Consider the following 17,353-nt stretch of genomic DNA (forward strand, 5'->3'; position numbering starts at 1 on the left):
GACAAGCCTACAGCGGCGCAAATATTAGCAATACCCGGTCCGCCAGCTCCGGCAGGGACAATCCCCGCCCGCGCGGCTTGAACCAGCTGTACGTATGGGCGAGCGCACCCAGCAACAGGCGCCGCACCAAAGCCGGTTCGCCACCGGGACAGCCGGCCTCGGCAATGGTATCGAGCCAGATCTGTTCATAGGCGTCGCGCTCACGCAACACCCTCTTCTGACTGTCAGCCGACAGGCTGCGCCACTCTGCCACCAGGATCGAAAAACCCGGGACCGCAAGGCCATGAATCGCCTCCAGCTCGCACTGAATACAAGCGCGCAACTTCTCCCGAGGCGACTCAGCCTGGGCGGACGCGTGGGCCATCCGCGCCCGCGCATAGACGGTAACCTCCTGCATCACCGTGCAGAGGATGTCCTCCTTGCTGGCAAAGTGATGAAAGATACTGCCAGACAATATGCCCACCTCTGCGGCAATGTCCCGGACCGTGGTACGCGTGAAGCCTTTCTGCTCAAACAGCCGTGCCGCGGCGTTCAACAGTCGCCCCCGGGGCGAGTCAGGATCCGTCAGAATGCCGTCCGCCACCAACGAAGCGATCAGCTGGCGTGGCGACTGTTCGCCGCTGCTATCCAGCGGGACCTGCGCGTTTTTCTGCACGAGACTCCCCCTCTCCTCTATGCCTGTGCGATCCACTATTGAATACCAAGCGCTTGCTTGGTAGCGTTAGGGCATTCTGCGCTTTCGCCTGCAAGGGCGCAAGTGCCGCCACGACGATAAAAACCAAACGGTTACCCTGCTGCTGATGATGATCAGGGCCAATCGCAAAAAAGGATATCCCGATGAGCTATGACAGCCAGCTTCGCCCCGGCAGCTTTGCTGGGCAGACGCACCTGGTCACCGGTGGCGGCAGCGGTATCGGCCGCTGTATCGCGCACGAACTCGCAAGCCTCGGCGCCCACGTCGTCCTGATCGGCCGCAGTGTCGGGAAGCTCGAAAAGACGGCGGAAGAAATCCGTACCGATGGTGGCGACTGCAGTTTTTACAGCCTCGATATCCGCGATGAGGATTCGGTGCGCGAAGCTGTCACCGCTATCCTGCAAGAGCGGGAGCGCATCCACGGGCTGGTCAATAATGCCGGCGGGCAGTTCCCGGCGCCGCTGGAGCAAATCAAGAGCAAGGGCTTCGAGGCAGTCGTGCGCAGCAACCTGCTGGGCGGGTTCCTGATGGCCCGCGAGGTGTTTGTGCAGAGTATGAAAGGCGGCGGCGGCAGCATCGTCAACATCACCGCCGACAATGCCGGCGGCATGCCGATGATGGGACACTCTGGTGCCGCCCGTGCCGGCATGGAGAACCTGACCCAATCCGCGGCCGTCGAGTGGGCCGCTCACGGTGTGCGGGTCAATGCGGTTGCTCCCGGTTACATTCTCTCCAGTGGCTTCGACACCTACGACCCGGAGTTATTTCGCGAACTGTTGCCGGGCTTCCGCGACAGCATCCCCCTCTACCGGCTCGGCGAAGAGGCCGAGATCAGCGGCGCCGTCTGCTTTCTGCTTTCCGATGCCGCCAGCTATATCACCGGCCAGACCCTGCGTATCGACGGCGGCTCCAGCCTGAACCACCACTCGCCCCTGTGGCGCCCCGCGCCATCCAGCGGCGGCAAACGCTTCAACGGTTTCCATCGCAGCAACAAGCCGCAGGTCGTCAAGGACCTGGAGGCCGAGGGCAAGCTCTGATGCAGCCGATTGATTCACAGCTGGACACGCGCTCAGCGGAATTCAACGACAATCGCCAGGCAATGCTGGCCAGCATCGCCCGCTTCCGCGAAGCGGAACAGCGCCCCATTCAGGCGGCACAGGAGAAGGCCGAACGCTACCGCAAACGCGGCCTGCTGCTGCCGCGGGAGAGACTCAACCGGCTGCTGGACCCTGGTGCGCCCTTTATCGAACTGTGCGCACTGGCGGGTTACAAACTCTATGACGACAGCGACGGCACCGGTGCCGGTGGCGGTGCCATTTGCGGTATCGGACAGGTCAGTGGTCGGCGCTGTGTCGTGCGAGTTGATAACTATGCGGTGAAAGGTGGAACCATCTCGCCGGCGGGTATGGACAAGGCCCTGCGCGTGCAGCAGATCGCGCTGGAAAATCGCCTGCCGGTGATCACGCTGGCGCAGAGCGGTGGCGCCAACCTGATGTACGCCACCGACACCTTCGCGCCCGGCGGGCGCGGTTTCGCCAACCAGGCGCGCATGTCGGCGGCCGGAATTCCGCAGGTTACCGTGGTCCACGGCGGCGCCACTGCGGGTGGTGCCTATCAGCCGGGCCTCTCCGACTATGTGGTGCTGGTGCGCGGCCAGACCGGCATGTACCTGGCCGGCCCGCCACTGCTGAAAGCCGCAACAGGCGAAGTCGCGAGTGAGGAGGAACTCGGTGGTGCGGAAATGCACTGCCGGCAGTCCGGCAGCGGCGACTATCTGGCGGAGAGCGATGCCGACGGAATTCGTATCGCCAGGGAGATTGTCGCGACCCTGCCCCGCCAGGAATACGCACCGCCGCTACCGGATTATGCCGAGCCGCGCTATTCGAGCGACGAACTGCTGGGCCTGATACCCGCGGACAGCAAAAAGCCCTACGACGTGCGGGAAATTCTCGCGCGCATTGCCGACGCTTCGGCGCTGCTCGACTTCAAGCCGGAATTCGATCGCCAGACCTTCTGCGGACATATCCGCGTCGAGGGACAGGCACTCGGCGTCATCGGCAACAACGGCCCGATCACGCCGAAGGGCGCCAACAAAGCGGCGCAGTTTATTCAGCTGTGCGAGCAGAGCAACACGCCACTGCTGTTCCTGCACAACACTACGGGCTTTATGGTCGGCACCGAGGTGGAGCACCAGGGCGTGATCAAGCACGGCTCGAAAATGATTCAGGCGGTGGCGAATGCGCGCGTGCCGAAGATCAGCATCGTCGTCGGCGGTTCCTATGGCGCGGGCAACTATGCCATGTGCGGGCGCGGCTTCGACCCGCGCTTTATCTTCGCCTGGCCTAACTCCCGCACTGCGGTAATGGGCGCGGCCCAGGCCGGCAAGGTGCTGCGCATTGTCAGCGAACAGAAAATGCAGCGGAACGGTGACGTGGATGCAGCCGCACTGGACAAACTGGAGTCGGAAACCGCCGCCTTCATGGAGGCCAATTCCGATGCTCTGGCCTGCAGCGCCCGCCTCTGGGATGACGGCATCATCGATCCGCGGGATACGCGCAGGCTGCTGGGTATGCTGCTGGACATCTGCCGCGAAGCGGAGCAGACAAAATTACGCAACAGCACGTTCGGCGTGGCCCGATTCTGACCGCCGGCAGCAAACGCCATTTAAAGACAGGCACAGGAATAGCGGAGACAACAATAATGATACTGACCGACGAACACCGGGAGCTGCAGCGCACCGTGCGCAACTTTGTGCAGCAGGAAATCAACCCCAATGTGCCCGAGTGGGAAAAGGCCGGCGCCTTCCCGATCCGCGAAATATTTCAGAGCCTGGGCAAACTGGGCCTGCTCGGTATCAGCAAGTCACCCACCTACGGCGGTCTCGGTCTCGACTTCAGTTACGAGACGGTATTTCTCGAGGAGCTAGGCGGAGCTCACTGTGGCGGCGTACCGCTATCCATCGCCGTGCAGACCTCGATGTGTACGCCGGCGCTGGCGAACTTTGCCAGCGACGCACTGCGCGAACAGTTCCTGGCCCCGGCGATCCGCGGTGAAATGGTCGGCGCCATCGCCGTATCCGAGCCCGGCGCCGGCTCCGATGTCGCCGCGATCAAGACCACTGCGGTGCCGGATAATGGCGACTACCTCGTCAACGGCAGCAAGATGTGGATTACCAACGCCCCCTGTGCCGATTTTTTCTGCACGCTGGTCAATACCGGCGACGGCAAGGCGCACCGCAATAAATCCCTGCTGATCATTCCGGCCAAGACACCGGGCGTGCGCGTGGGGCAGAAGCTCGACAAGCTCGGCATGCGCTCGTCGGAGACCGCGCCGGTATTCTTCGACAATGTGCGGGTACCGCAGAGCAATCGCATCGGCGACGAAGGCGCCGGCTTCCTGCTGCAAATGCTGCAGTTCCAGGAGGAGCGACTCGCCGGCGCCGCGCTGACGATCAAGGGTCTGGAGAACTGCGTCACCAGCACCATCGACTATGTGCGCGACCGTCACGCCTTCGATGCACCGCTGCTGAACAACCAGACGGTGCACTTCGCGCTGGCCGAAATGCAGACCGAAGTGGAGTGCCTGCGCGCGCTGACCTGGCAGGCAGTGGAGGCCTATGTGCAGGGTGAGGACGTCACCACTCTCGCCTCCATGGCCAAACTCAAGGCCGGCCGCCTGAGCCGCAGCATCCCCGACCAGTGCCTGCAGTTCTGGGGCGGGATGGGGTATATCGAAGAGACCTCCATCAACCGCGCCTACCGCGACAGCCGCCTGACCGCGATCGGCGGCGGTGCTGACGAAGTGATGCTCGGCATCATCTGCAAGCTGATGGGCATACTGCCGGGCAAGCGCAAATCTTCCGAGTGAGGCGATCTCCACATGCAAACGATCATCAGTGAAAGGCAGGGTATTGCCCAGATCGTAACACTGAACCGGCCACAGCAGCGCAACGCTATCAGCCTGCAAATGGTGGACGAATTACTGCAGCAACTGGAACTGGCGGAACAGGACCCGGCGCTGCGCGCACTGGTGCTGCGCGGCAGTGGTGGCAACTTCTGTGCTGGCGGAGATATCGGCGACATGCTCACCGCACAACAGAGCGCGGCCGACGGCGACAGCGATGCCTTCTATCGGCTTAACCGCCGCTTCGGTGAACTGCTGCAACAATTCAATCGCACGCCGCTGGTGGTCATTGCGGTACTCGATGGCGCGGTGATGGGCGGCGGCTTCGGTCTCGCCTGTACCGCAGACATCGCCATCGCCACTGGCAACACAAAATTCGCCCTGCCGGAGACACGGCTGGGTCTGCCGCCAGCGCAAATCGCCCCCTTCGTGGTACGCCGTGTGGGCCTGTCCCAGGCCCGCCGCCTGGCACTCAGCGGCGCGACGGTCGATGCGCAACTGGCACTGGCCATCGGCCTGGTACATCAGGTTGTCGATGGACAGGATGGGCTGGAGCAGGCAGTGGAATCCCAGCTGCAGGCAATCCGTGCCTGCGCGCCCAATGCACTGGCGACGACCAAACAGATACTGCTGGCAAGCGCAAACCTGCCCGGTGACGAAGAGCTGAGTATGGTTCTGGACCAGGGCGCGCAAGCGTTTGCCGCGGCAATTCAGAGTCACGAAGGCCGCGAGGGCGCGCGCGCCTTTGTGGAAAAACGTGCGGCGGAGTGGCAGAGCTGATGTCGACATCCCCTACCCTGCTGGTCGCCAACCGCGGCGAAATCGCCTGCCGCATTCTGGGCACCGCCCGCACCGAAGGCTACCGCACGGTGGCGATCTACAGCGAACCGGACCGACAGGCACTGCATACCCGGAGCGCCGACTGCGCCGTAGCGATTGGCGGCCACACGCCGGCCGAGTCCTATCTGGATATCGACAAAATCATTGCCGCCGCGCAGCGCTCCGGAGCGACCGCCGTGCACCCCGGTTACGGTTTCCTGGCCGAAAATGCCGAATTTGCCCGCGCCTGTGCCGACAACGGCCTGCAGTTTATCGGCCCGAACGCCGACGTCATCGAGCTGATGGGCAACAAGCGCAATGCCAAGGATTTTGTTGCCCGCGCCGGTGTGCCCTGTATCCCGGGCTTTCAGGGTTCGCAGGACGACGTCGTGCTAACCAGCGAAGCGGAGAAGATCGGCTATCCGCTGATGATCAAGGCCGCCGCCGGGGGCGGCGGTCGCGGCATGCGCCTGGTGCACGAGGCCGCGGATATCGGCGCGCAGTTGCGCTCGGCCCGCAGCGAGGCCCTCAGTGCTTTCGGCAGTGACGAAATCATTCTGGAGAAGGCGTTACTCGATGCGCGCCATATCGAGATTCAGGTCTTTGCCGACGATTGCGGCAATGTGATCCATCTCGGCGAGCGCGACTGCTCCATTCAACGCCGCCATCAGAAGATCATCGAGGAATCACCGTCGCCGGCCGTCGACGCGGACCTGCGGCACAGAATGGGCAGCGCCGCCGTGGCCGCAGCGCAAGCCTGTGGCTATCTGGGTGCCGGCACGGTGGAGTTCCTGCTCGACAGCGACGGCGAATTTTATTTTCTCGAGATGAACACCCGCCTGCAGGTCGAGCACCCGGTCACCGAAATGGTCACCGGCTTCGACCTGGTAGCCTGGCAGCTGGCGGTCGCGCGCGGCGAACCGCTGCCGGTTTCCCAGGAGCAGGTGTCGCACAACGGTCATGCCATCGAAGTGCGCCTCTATGCCGAGGACCCGCAAAACCAGTTCCTGCCACAGACCGGACGCATTCACCACTGGCAGGAGCCCGCCGGCGAGGGCATCCGCATCGACCACGCCCTGTCCGCGGGCGCGGAAGTGTCGCCCTACTATGACCCGATGCTGGGCAAGCTGATTGCCTGGGGGCAGGACCGCGAAGAGGCGCGCCGCCGACTCCATCACGCCATTGGCAAACTGCAGCTGATAGGCCCGAAAAACAATCTGCACTTTCTGCGTACGCTGCTGGAGCAGCCGGCATTTATCGCCGGTAGCGCCGATACCAGTTTTCTGGAGAAATCGTTTTCCTATAGCCCGCCGCCGGAACCGGCAGCGGCTACGCTGGCTGTCGCCACCGCGCTGCTGCACGCGCAATATCTGTCCGCGCTTGACCTGCGCAGCGGTCGCGCAAACTGGCGCAGCGGTGACAACAGCCTGCCACTGCACTACCGCCTGCGATGCGAAACGCGGGAATTCGACTGCCAGTTGTTCTGTCTCGGTGAGCAGCGCTATCGGATTGCCGTCGACAACGGCCATTCCGCGATCGAAATCCTGCGACTGGACGACGACGCTGCGCGGCTGCTGATCGACGGTATGGAATCCACACAGACTTTTATGCGAGTCGGCCCTGATCTCTACCTGCTGAGCGATGCCCGGCAATGGCGGTTCGCCGATATCACCTATGCGCCGGCACGCGCGCTGCAGGGACAGGGCAGCGGCCGCATTACCGCGCCGATGGATGGCTGTATCGTGGCGATTCATGTGCAGGCCGAGCAGACCGTCCGCCGCGGCGACACCATTGCCGTGATGGAGGCGATGAAAATGGAGCACCCGCTGAAGGCCGATCGCGATGGCACCATCGTCAAGCTGGCGGCAACCACCGGCGATCAGGTCCGCGGCGGTCAGCTGCTGGTGCAGATAGAGCCGGCGGAAATAGCCACCGGCGCCACATCCTAGAGGATCCCGCAGTGTACGATATCGATGCCACCCGCCCCGCCAGCCCGTTCTATAACGACAGCCACCAGCAGTGGCGACAACAACTGCGGCGATTTGTCGATCGGGAAATTATGCCCTACGTCGACCAGTGGGATGAGGAGTGCGCCCTACCGGCAGAGCTGTGGCGCAAGGCCGCCGACGTCGGGCTACTGCAGATGGGTTACCCGGAAAACTACGGCGGTATTGAGGCGGATTGTTTCCACACCATCGTCGCTGCCGAGGAGCTGGCGCGCTGCGGCGCGGGCGGCCTCTACGCCAGCCTGATGGTCCACGGCATCGCCCTGCCCCCGCTGGTGCATTACGGCAGCGAGGCGCTGAAAGACCAGGTCATTCCACAGGTATTGGCGGGCGAAAAACATATTTCGCTGGCCGTGACCGAGCCCGGCGCCGGTTCGGATGTCGCCAACCTGCAGTGTCGCGCGGTACGCGATGGTGACGATTACCTGGTCAGCGGCGAAAAAACCTTTATCACCGGCGGCATGCGCGCCAACTGGTTTACCGCCGCAGTCAGGACGGGCGGCGACGGCTTCGGCGGTCTCTCGCTGTTGCTAATACCCGCCGATGCCGACGGCGTGAGCCGGCACCAGCTGGATAAAAAGCAGGGCTGGTGGTGCTCGGATACCGCGAGTATTTTCTTCGATCATGTGCGGGTGCCAGCGGCCAACCTGATCGGTGAAGAGAACCAGGGCTTTCTGCCGATAGTGCATAACTTCAACCGCGAACGCCTAGGCATTGCCGCGTCCTGCGTCGAATACAGCCGCGTCTGCCTGCATGAGGCCATCGAGTGGGCACAGCAGCGTGAGACATTCGGCAAGCGGCTGGCGAACCACCAGGTAATCCGCCACAAATTCGCGCAGATGCTGCAGCGCATCAATGCGACCCAGTCGTATCTGGAACTGTGTGCCTGGGCCGAGGAACAGCAGCAGTTGAAAGTCGCGGATGTGGCCCTGCTCAAGGTACAGGCAACCGAGACGCTGGAATTCTGTGCGCGCGAAGCCATGCAAGTCATCGGCGGCGCCAGTTACATGCGCGGTAGCCGCACAGAACGGATTTACCGGGAAGTCAGGGTCAACGCCATCGGCGGCGGCTCAGAGGAAATACTGCGGGATCTGGCAGCGCGGCAGATGGGAATTTAATCAGGCACGCGCTGGAGACCCTCGGTTTCCAAGCGCGGTGCTGGAGGGCGCCATAAACGACGGGCTAAATCAACGGGCGTCCCCATCCCAGACGCCATGCTCTATCCCCTTAATGTCATACTTGCGCGCATCGAACACCGGTTCGACGATCCCTTTCGCCCGCTGCGCCTCGTAATCTCCCAGCACCTTAAAGGCCACGCCCGACAGCAGTAGTATCGCCAACAGGTTTGCCGTGGCCATAAAGCCCATGGACATATCGGCCATATTCCACAGCAGTGCAAAGTTCTCCGAACTGCCACTGTACGCAACCCATGCACCAAACAATATGAACAGGATGTAGAGCGCCCGGTAGCAGAAAATCGAAAATCGCGTGTGCCACAGGTAGAAGATGTTGGTTTCCGCGTAGTAGTAGTTGGCGATGATCGACGTGAATGCAAAAAATATCAGTGCGAGCGCGATAAAGCCGCCGCCCCAGGCGCCCAGCTCACTGGCGAGCGCGTCCTGGGTCAGGGTCACGCCCTCAACATTGCCCACCATATGCACGTCGGCCAGCAGGATAATCGCCGCCGTCGCCGTGCAGATCAGAATGGTATCGAGAAACACCGAGGCCATCTGCACATAGCCCTGTACCACCGGATGTTTCACATCCGCCGCGGCGCCGACGTTCGGGGAAGAGCCCATACCCGCCTCGTTGGAAAACAGGCCGCGCTTGATGCCATTGGCCACCACGGCGCCGAAAGCCCCGGCCCCGGCCTCTTCATAGCCGAACGCGTTACCGAAGATCTGCGCGAAGACCTGCGGCAACTCCCCGAGATTCATCAGCACCACGACAAAAGCGATGGCTAGATAGGCCAGCGCCATAAACGGCACCACGATACCGGCGAAACGGCCGATCGAGTGAATACCACCAAATACAATAATCGCAGCGAGCAATGCGACCACGACACCTACCAGCAACGGGTTGACACCCCAGGCACCGTGAATGGCCGATGCCATCGCATTGGACTGCACCGCGTTGAAGAAGAACCCGAAGCAGATGATCAAAAAGATCGAGAACAATACCGCAAGCCACTTCCACTGCTTGCCGAGCCCCTTCTCGATGTAATAGGCCGGGCCGCCGCGGAAGGTACCGTGCTCTTCGCCACGCTCCTTGAAGGTCTGCGCCAGCGTGTTCTCGATAAAACTGGTAGCCATGCCAACCCAGGCGACGATCCACATCCAGAAAACCGCACCCGGCCCGCCCGCGGTGATCGCAACCGCGACACCGGCGATATTGCCGGTGCCGACACGGGCGGCGGCACTGGTGGCAAACGCCTGAAAGGCGGAAACGGAATCGTAGTGCTCTTTGTGAAAGCTGCGCTTCATCACCATCAGCATGTGGCCGAAATGGCGAAACTGGATAAAGCGGCTGTGCCAGGAGAAGTAGAGCCCCGCCGGCAACAGGCCGGCAATCAATATGCCGAGCCACCAGATGCCGCCGATGCCTCCCCAGGTGATCGAATTACCCCAGCCGACAAAGCTGGCGAGGGTGTCCAGAAAGCCTTGCATCGCCTGCTCCCGCCAATGACTGCACTAGATGCCAGCGCGACTGGCGCAGAAAATTACGTTCTGTATAAAGCCTAGTCGAGAAGCGAAAAAAGGAATGAAATAGGTGTGGCCCGGCGGTCGGCAAAACGCGACCGCCGGAATTGCGCAGGATTAAAGGAAGATTTCGCGGGCCCGCTGTGGGGATACCACCTTGCGCCCGCACTCCTCGGCGACACCGACCAGGGTCTCGATCAGCTGGCCGTTGCCACTGGCGCGCTCGCCACCGGGCAGGTAAAAGGTGTCCTCGACGCCGCTGCGCAGGTGGCCGCCCAGCTCCGCGGTCTTGCGGTGCACCGGCCAGATTTCCTCGCGGCCGATCAGGGTACTCTGCCACAGGGCACCTGGCTTCATATATTTCGGCAGCAGCTGCAGCAATTCCACATCTGCCGGCATACCGGAAGCCACGCCCATCACCAGGTTGTAGTTAGGCTTTTCCACCATGCCAACCTCACTGAACATACCCACCGAGCGCACTATACCCACGTCGAAACACTCGAACTCCGGCCGGGTGCCGGTCTCGCGACAGACCGCCAGCAGCTCCTCCACCTTGTCCACCGGGTTTTCGAACAGCATCGGCGGCCAGGCCCAGGTGCCGTTGGAGCGTACCTTGAGGTAATTGAGACTGCCGGCGTTACAGGCGGCGATTTCCGGGCGCCCGGCGCGAATGCAATCCAGCGCCCCCTGCTGATCGCGGCCGATTGTGCCGGTAGTGAAATTCAGGATGACATCCGGACAGGCCGCGCGAATGGCATCCGCTATCGCCAGCGCCACCTGGGGATCCCAGCTGGGCAGGTGCCCTTTACCCGGCTCCTGCGCGCGAAAATGCACGTGCATCACCGAGGCGCCGGCATCGTAGGCTTCCCGCGCCGACTGCGCCATCTGTTCCGACGTTACCGGCACCGGATGCTGCTCTGGATTCGTGAGTACGCCGGTCAGGGCACAGGTAATCACCACTTCATCCGACATCACTGGCTCTCCTGAATTATCTTTATTGCGATTGCGCTGGCACCGTGCCGGATTATCGTCCGACGCCGATTTGGCACCAAGCGCTTGCTTGGTCAAGTCAGACTAGCACAGGCGACCTAGCAGAGAAAGGCGCCTTGTAACGCCCCACACAGCCCGGCAGAATGCGCGGCAAAATCGAAGAAGGAAGCGAGGCCATGAGTGAATCCCCGGCGGTAACCACAGCCCCCTACGGCAGCTGGAAATCCATCATCGGTGCCGAACTGCTGGTCGAGGGCAGCGTGCGCTTGAGTGAAGCCAGCCTGGTGGATGGGTGCTGTTACTGGCTGGAATCACGCCCGGCAGAAAAAGGTCGCTCGGTGCTGGTGCAGTACTGTCCGCAGCGCGGCCGCCGCGACCTGCTGCCGACCCCGCTCAGCGTTCGCTCCAAGGCCCATGAATATGGCGGTGCCAGCTACCTGGTCAGCGGCAACACCGTTTACTTCGTACTGGCGGAAGACCAGCGTATTTACCGCATGGATCTGGACTCGCAGCTGCCGGAACCGATTACCAGCGAGGGGCACTTTCGCTACGCCGACCTGGTCCTCGACCACAAGCGACAGAGGCTGCTGTGCGTCCAGGAAGACCACACCCCCTGCGACAGCGGCGGCGAAGCCCGTGCGCGCATTCTGGCCATCGACCTGAACAATCCTCTGGCTAACCCGCCGCAGATACTGGCCGAAGGTGCCGATTTCTATTCGAATCCGGCACTGAGCCCGAATGGTGGACGCCTGAGCTTCCTGCGCTGGCACCACCCGAACATGCCCTGGGACGCCACCGAACTCTGTATCGCGGACCTGGATGTCGACGGTATCGCTGTGGAAACCAAAGTCGTCGCCGGCGGTGACAATGAATCCATCTTCCAGCCGCAATGGTCGCCGGAGGGTGAACTCTTCTACGTTTCGGATCGCAACAGCTGGTGGAATATTTATCGCCAGGCCAGCGACGAACCGCTGTGGGACAAACACGCCGAGTTCGCCACACCGCAGTGGGTATTCGGCATGTCCACCTACGGCTTCCTGACCTCGGACGAGATCCTCTGCACCTTTACAGAAGAGGGTCGCTGGCACCTGGCCAAAATTGATATTCACAGCGGTGAACATCGCGTACTCAAGCAGCCTTACTGTGATATCGAGAGCCTGCGCTGTGAGAGCCATCGCGCCGTGATGATCGCCGCCAGCGCCGACAGTTTTCCTGCCGTGGTCACCTACGACAACCACGGCGGCAAGCTGGAAACCATCGCCAGCAGCAACACCAACAAGCTGCCGGAAGACGTGTTTTCCGTGGCACAGGAAATCGAGTTTCCCACTGGCGAGCGCTGCGTCTACGGTTTTTACTACCCGCCGCACAATCCGCAATACACTGGCCCCGATGGGGAAAAACCGCCGCTGATCGTGTTCAGTCACGGCGGCCCCACCGGCGCCACCTCTGCCGGCCTAAATCTGAAGATACAGTACTGGACCAGCCGCGGCTTTGCGATTCTCGACATCAACTATTCCGGCAGCACCGGCTACGGCCGCGACTATCGCGAGCGTCTCAAGGATAGCTGGGGCATCACCGAAGTGGAGGATGTCTGCGCCGGTGCCGAATACCTGGTCGCCAAGGGCCTGGCGGATCCGGAACGGTTACTTATCAAGGGTGGCAGCGCCGGCGGCTATACGGTATTGGCGGCCCTCACCTTCCACAACACTTTCAAGGCCGGCGCGAGCCATTACGGCATCGGCGACCTCACCACGCTGGCGCGCGACACGCATAAGTTCGAGTCCCGCTACCTGGACAAACTGGTTGGGCCATGGCCGGAGTCCGAGTACATTTACCGCGCCCGCTCGCCGATCAATCACGTCGAGCAGCTCAATTGCCCGGTGATATTCTTCCAGGGTCTTGAAGACAAGGTAGTGCCGCCGAACCAGGCCCAGACGATGGTCAACGCACTGAAGCGCCGGGGCATCCCCGTGGCCTATATCACCTTCGCCAGTGAGGGGCACGGCTTCCGCAGCGGCGACAGCATCAAGCTGGCACTGGAGGGAGAGCTGGAGTTTTACAGCCGCATCTTCGATTTCCCGCTGCCGGAACCCGGCCCGGGCATCACCATCGAAAACCTGCAGTAACAGGAAGAACGCATCACTATGGGAAGATGGAGACCACCACGCCCGCGCGGATCCCGCTATATCACCCCGGAAGGGGCACAGCGTATGCGCGCCGAGGTCAAACAGCTGTGGGAAGTGGAGCGTCCGCGGGTAACCCAGGCGGTCAGCGATGCGGCCAAACTCGGGGACCGCTCGGAAAATGCCGACTACATCTACGGCAAGAAACGCCTGCGCGAGATCGACAGTCGCGTGCGCTTCCTCACCAAGCGCCTGGAGGAAGTCACCGTGGTGGACCGCATCCCGGAAGATCGCGACAAGGTCTATTTCGGAGCCTGGGTAACCCTCGAAGACGACGATGGCAAAACCGTGACCTACCGAATCGTCGGCCCCGATGAGTTCGACGTGAAGGCCGGGCTGATCTCCATGGACTCGCCGGTTGCCCGCGCGCTGCTCGGTCGCCGCCTCGATGACGAGGTGGAACTGCGCAGTGGCGACGAATGGGTCACCTATTACGTGGTCGATATCCGCTATCAGGATTAAGCGCGACAAGCATTCACCATTGCCAGCTCTCGCCAGGGCTTTCTCTCTCAGGCAACGCTTCCACCTGGCGCGTCTGTTTCGCAGACACAAATTAAATGCCGCGCCTGCTGTTTATTTTGTAGACATATCGACACCGCACGGACGTTCAGGCCAGGCCATTGTGTCGCCAGGCTTACGACTCGGCTTTGCGCTTGCAGACGTCCACCAGTCCCGCTCCTGTGGTACTTCTGGACCCATCCGCATTACTCGCGCAAGCCACGCACGGACAAAGTGAATAACAAAAGTTAACGCGCCGGCGATCCAACAAATATTCTCCGCATCATGAAAATCACAGTCCGGCGCCGCGGCATATGTACGGGTTGTGAATTCCAATGCGCAATTTACAGCGGTGCCTATGGCACCAATTCCTGGCGCCCGGTTAAAAACCTGGGAAGACAGCATCATGTACGGCCGCCAGTCCGAAGCCTTTGACACCGTGTCGGAGCAGGCGCTGCGCCAGGTACTGCGCTGTTGTGCCTCCTCGGACGACAGCACCGCCCTCTGCGCCAGCTTCCGCAGTGAGTTCGCAACCTTCATGGAAGAATACCAACCCTACAAAAAGTGCTTCGGCTCCTGTGGCATAGGCCGACAGGAAGGCTGAACGCGTCCATTACAACGCCAGATATCCCGCACCCCCGGCGCGGGCGCTGGCCCGCGCGGCGAGCCATACCGCCGTCAACCTTGCCCGGCTGGCTATTCACTAGAATTATTAACCCGGCAACCAAATAGGTTGGCGTGAACCCGTGGAATACCAGTAGATTCGTATATCTGCGCCAGTATTTCGCGGGCGACAATGAAATAGATGAGGATTCATCTATTTCATTGTCACGTAGATAGTGCATAGCGGAACGTAAAACAGGCGCCAGCGGACCAGATACCAATGCAAGACGCCCCCTCGGCCAACGCTGCAGGTGGAATCCCCGACCCCCTGAAAGTCTTCGTCGACCCGGAGAGTGTCGTCGCGCTGGTTATTGCCCTGGGTTTGGGACTGCTGATCGGCCTGCAGCGCGAGCGGACCTCCGATCGCCTCGGCGGCATCCGCACCTATCCGCTGATCGCCATGTTCGGTGCCCTGACCGCGCGTCTCGCCCAACTGGAAGACAACTACTGGCTGGTGGCGGCCGGCCTGCTGTGCCTGACAGTAGTGATCGTGCTCGGCAACATAGAGCGGATGCGCGGCGAACAGGAAAGCACGGGGATCACCACCGAATTGGCGGCACTGTTGATGTACCTGTTGGGCGCCTTCCTGGTACTGGGTGAGCGGACCGTGGCTGTCGCCGTGGGCGGCACCATAGCGCTGCTGCTGCACCTGAAACCCACCATGCACAAATTTGCGAGGCGCCTGCCGGAAAAGGACCTGCATGCAATCATGCAGTTTGCGCTGATCTCCCTGATCATATTACCGGTGCTGCCGAACCGGACTTTCGGGCCCTATGACGTCCTCAATCCGTTCAAGATCTGGCTTTTGGTGGTACTGATCGTCGGCATCGGGCTCGGGGGTTACGGCGCTTACAAGCTGGTGGGCGCGCGCGCCGGCACCCTGCTCAGCGGCCTGATCGGCGGGCTGATTTCCTCGACCGCCACGACCGTCAGCTATGCGCGCCGCGCGCGGGTGGAGAAAGGCGTTGCCAGTATGGCGGCGCTGGTGATACTGATCGCGTCGACCAGTATGTTTATCCGCATGTTTGTGGAGATTGCCGTGGTGGCACCGCGGATGCTGCCGCAGCTGCTGCCACCCCTGGCCGCGGTAATGGCCGTCAGCGCCATTACCTGCGCGGTCGGTTATCGTATGGTGGAACACCGACACAGTGAGATGCCGGAACCGGGCAACCCGGCCGAACTGATCCCGGCGCTGGTATTCGCCGCACTCTACGCCGTGATCCTGCTGGGCATTGCCGCCGCGCGGGAGTATTTCGGCAATCGCGGCATTTACGTGGTCGCGCTCATCTCCGGCTTCACCGACGTAGACGCCATTACCCTGTCCACCGCCAACCTCGCCGACAGCGGTTCACTGGAGGCCAAAGCCGCCTGGCGCGCGATGATCATCGCCACGCTCGCCAACCTGGTCTTCAAGGCCGGTGCCGCCGGTGTGCTGGGCGGCTGGCCACTGTTGCGCAAGATTTTGCTGCTGTTTGCAGTGCCCTTTTTCGCCGGCGTGGCCACCATTCTGCTGTGGCCGTGAGAGCGGCCTATTGGGCTGACGCCAGTTTTCAGCGCTATGGCGCCTCCCCTGTCGATCCGGGCAAGCCGCCGGAACCCTACCCCCAGATCACTTGATTAACGTCATCGCAACAGATACAAATGGGCATGCAGCTGTTAGCCCCTGTATTGCACGGCTCGTGTACAGGCTACAGATCCACTCATTAAACAATCAGAACAATAACAATGAAGAATTGGCATCACGCAGTGATCAGCGGCGGCGGCAGCGGTCTCGGGCTGGGTATCGCCGAGCGCCTGCTCCGCCGCGGCAGCCGCGTCACTATTCTGGATCTCGCCCTTCGCGACGAACCGCGCCAGCTGCTGGATCGCGCCTGCGCTGAGGGCAAGTCGGACTGGCAATTCATTGCTGCGGATGTGACCAGCGCAAGCGAGCTGAAAACTGCCGTCAACGCCGCGGTTGCGAGCTTTGGCGCACCGCAGCTGGCTTTGAATTCCGCCGGTATCATCATCAACAAGGCCTTCGCGGACCTCAGCGCCGAAGAATTCCAGCGGGTGGTCAGTGTCAACCTGAACGGCAGTTTCCACTTCGCCGCTGCAACCCTGCCCCATATCCCGCCCGGCGGGCGCCTCGCCCTTATCGCCTCTATGGCCGGCCTTACCAGTAACTACGGTTACGCCGCTTATGGGGCGTCAAAGTTCGGCGTCGTCGGGCTCGCCACTACCTTACGTTTCGAATATGAACCTCTGAACGTTGGCGTCAGCTGCATCTGTCCGGGGGAAGTGCGCACCCCGATGGTGGCCGGCGAGAACGCCACCGGTAATCCCATTTCACTGGAACTGAAGAAGCTCGCCGGTTCCCTCGACGTGGACACCGCCTGCAACGAAATCCTGGCCGGGTTGGACGCCGGCCGCTGGCAGATTATCCCCGGCAGGCAAAGCAAACTAACTGCATTTCTCAGCCGTCATTTTCCGGGGTTGTTTTACCGGATGTGTCGCGGCTTGCTAACGAAGACGGTCAAGAAGTTTGAGGCCGGCACCTAGGTTTGCGGTGATGTCAGCAAGCCTGGGGCGCGGCACTTGCCTACCTGCAGTTTCGCGAGCGGGAACCCGGCGTAGACACCCTGCTGCGGCCCGCTTCTCCCCGCCGGGAGAGCGCCAGGAATTTTCCGATTCCCCACCTTCCCCCAACCAACACTTTCTGGCATCTATTGTGTCCCCTGCAGCTATTGCGCTTGTGGCGCCGCACTTCCTCAACTAGCTTTGCCGCTGACCAGCCGTCTGCGAACTCACCAGGCTTCCGGGTGATGCGCTGCCATTTGGTCGGGTCGCGCCAACGTTCGCCCCCAAACAATCATTTTTTCGGGTTGGCCGTTAAGGAAAACGGCAACAGCAATGATC

The 17,353-nt window shown here is 61.7% G+C and carries 14 protein-coding genes; 11 read left to right on the plus strand and 3 right to left on the minus strand.

Features of this window, described 5'->3' with window-relative positions; translation table 11 throughout:
* Positions 1 to 7: 7 nt before the first annotated feature.
* Positions 8 to 655, minus strand: coding sequence for a TetR/AcrR family transcriptional regulator (locus BLW36_RS03435; protein ID WP_091385181.1), 648 nt, complete (start codon positions 653 to 655; stop codon positions 8 to 10).
* Positions 656 to 837: 182 nt separating this feature from the next.
* On the opposite strand from BLW36_RS03435, the gene BLW36_RS03440 reads away from it, so the two are divergent.
* The 6 genes from BLW36_RS03440 to BLW36_RS03465 are packed head-to-tail and all read left to right on the plus strand — an operon-like array spanning position 838 to position 8,540.
* Entirely contained in the window at positions 838 to 1,731 is an 894-nt protein-coding gene (locus tag BLW36_RS03440) for an SDR family oxidoreductase (protein ID WP_091385184.1), read from the plus strand.
* Complete coding sequence (locus BLW36_RS03445) at positions 1,731 to 3,338, plus strand: acyl-CoA carboxylase subunit beta (protein ID WP_091385186.1); 1,608 nt, start codon at positions 1,731 to 1,733, stop codon at positions 3,336 to 3,338. Before BLW36_RS03440 ends, BLW36_RS03445 begins: the two co-directional genes overlap by 1 nt.
* Before the next feature lie 56 nt (positions 3,339 to 3,394).
* A complete protein-coding gene (locus BLW36_RS03450) occupies positions 3,395 to 4,561 on the plus strand; it encodes an acyl-CoA dehydrogenase family protein (RefSeq protein ID WP_091385188.1) in 1,167 nt (388 codons plus the stop codon).
* Between the two features lie 12 nt (positions 4,562 to 4,573).
* Positions 4,574 to 5,377: an enoyl-CoA hydratase/isomerase family protein gene (locus BLW36_RS03455; protein WP_091385190.1), complete on the plus strand. Its 804-nt coding sequence runs from the start codon at positions 4,574 to 4,576 to the stop codon at positions 5,375 to 5,377.
* The gene (locus BLW36_RS03460; protein ID WP_091386915.1) at positions 5,377 to 7,365 is read left to right on the plus strand and encodes an acetyl/propionyl/methylcrotonyl-CoA carboxylase subunit alpha; all 1,989 of its coding nucleotides are present in this window, start codon (positions 5,377 to 5,379) and stop codon (positions 7,363 to 7,365) included. Before BLW36_RS03455 ends, BLW36_RS03460 begins: the two co-directional genes overlap by 1 nt.
* Before the next feature lie 11 nt (positions 7,366 to 7,376).
* Complete coding sequence (locus tag BLW36_RS03465; protein ID WP_091385192.1) at positions 7,377 to 8,540, plus strand: acyl-CoA dehydrogenase family protein; 1,164 nt, start codon at positions 7,377 to 7,379, stop codon at positions 8,538 to 8,540.
* A 69-nt stretch (positions 8,541 to 8,609) separates the two neighbouring features.
* Here BLW36_RS03465 and BLW36_RS03470 read toward each other — a convergent pair whose 3' ends face one another.
* On the minus strand, positions 8,610 to 10,088 hold the full coding sequence (locus BLW36_RS03470; protein WP_091385194.1) for an alanine/glycine:cation symporter family protein: 1,479 nt from the start codon (positions 10,086 to 10,088) through the stop codon (positions 8,610 to 8,612).
* A gap of 150 nt (positions 10,089 to 10,238) precedes the next feature.
* Complete coding sequence (locus BLW36_RS03475; protein WP_091385196.1) at positions 10,239 to 11,093, minus strand: beta-keto acid cleavage family enzyme; 855 nt, start codon at positions 11,091 to 11,093, stop codon at positions 10,239 to 10,241.
* A gap of 194 nt (positions 11,094 to 11,287) precedes the next feature.
* Between BLW36_RS03475 and BLW36_RS03480 the strand changes: the two genes are divergently transcribed.
* From BLW36_RS03480 to BLW36_RS03500, 5 genes are all read left to right on the plus strand, one after another.
* Positions 11,288 to 13,237 carry a S9 family peptidase gene (locus BLW36_RS03480; RefSeq protein WP_091386917.1) on the plus strand — a complete coding sequence of 650 codons (1,950 nt, stop codon included), beginning with the start codon at positions 11,288 to 11,290 and terminating at the stop codon, positions 13,235 to 13,237.
* Positions 13,238 to 13,255: 18 nt separating this feature from the next.
* A complete protein-coding gene (gene greB, locus BLW36_RS03485; protein ID WP_091385198.1) occupies positions 13,256 to 13,756 on the plus strand; it encodes a transcription elongation factor GreB in 501 nt (166 codons plus the stop codon).
* A 394-nt stretch (positions 13,757 to 14,150) separates the two neighbouring features.
* A complete protein-coding gene (locus BLW36_RS03490) occupies positions 14,151 to 14,396 on the plus strand; it encodes a hypothetical protein (protein WP_139304806.1) in 246 nt (81 codons plus the stop codon).
* 279 nt (positions 14,397 to 14,675) lie between these two features.
* Entirely contained in the window at positions 14,676 to 15,977 is a 1,302-nt protein-coding gene (locus tag BLW36_RS03495) for an MgtC/SapB family protein (protein WP_091385204.1), read from the plus strand.
* A 203-nt stretch (positions 15,978 to 16,180) separates the two neighbouring features.
* Positions 16,181 to 16,996 carry an SDR family NAD(P)-dependent oxidoreductase gene (locus tag BLW36_RS03500; protein WP_091385207.1) on the plus strand — a complete coding sequence of 272 codons (816 nt, stop codon included), beginning with the start codon at positions 16,181 to 16,183 and terminating at the stop codon, positions 16,994 to 16,996.
* Positions 16,997 to 17,353: the final 357 nt, after the last annotated feature.

It is taken from the genome of Microbulbifer marinus (genome assembly GCF_900107725.1).
Lineage (GTDB): Bacteria > Pseudomonadota > Gammaproteobacteria > Pseudomonadales > Cellvibrionaceae > Microbulbifer > Microbulbifer marinus.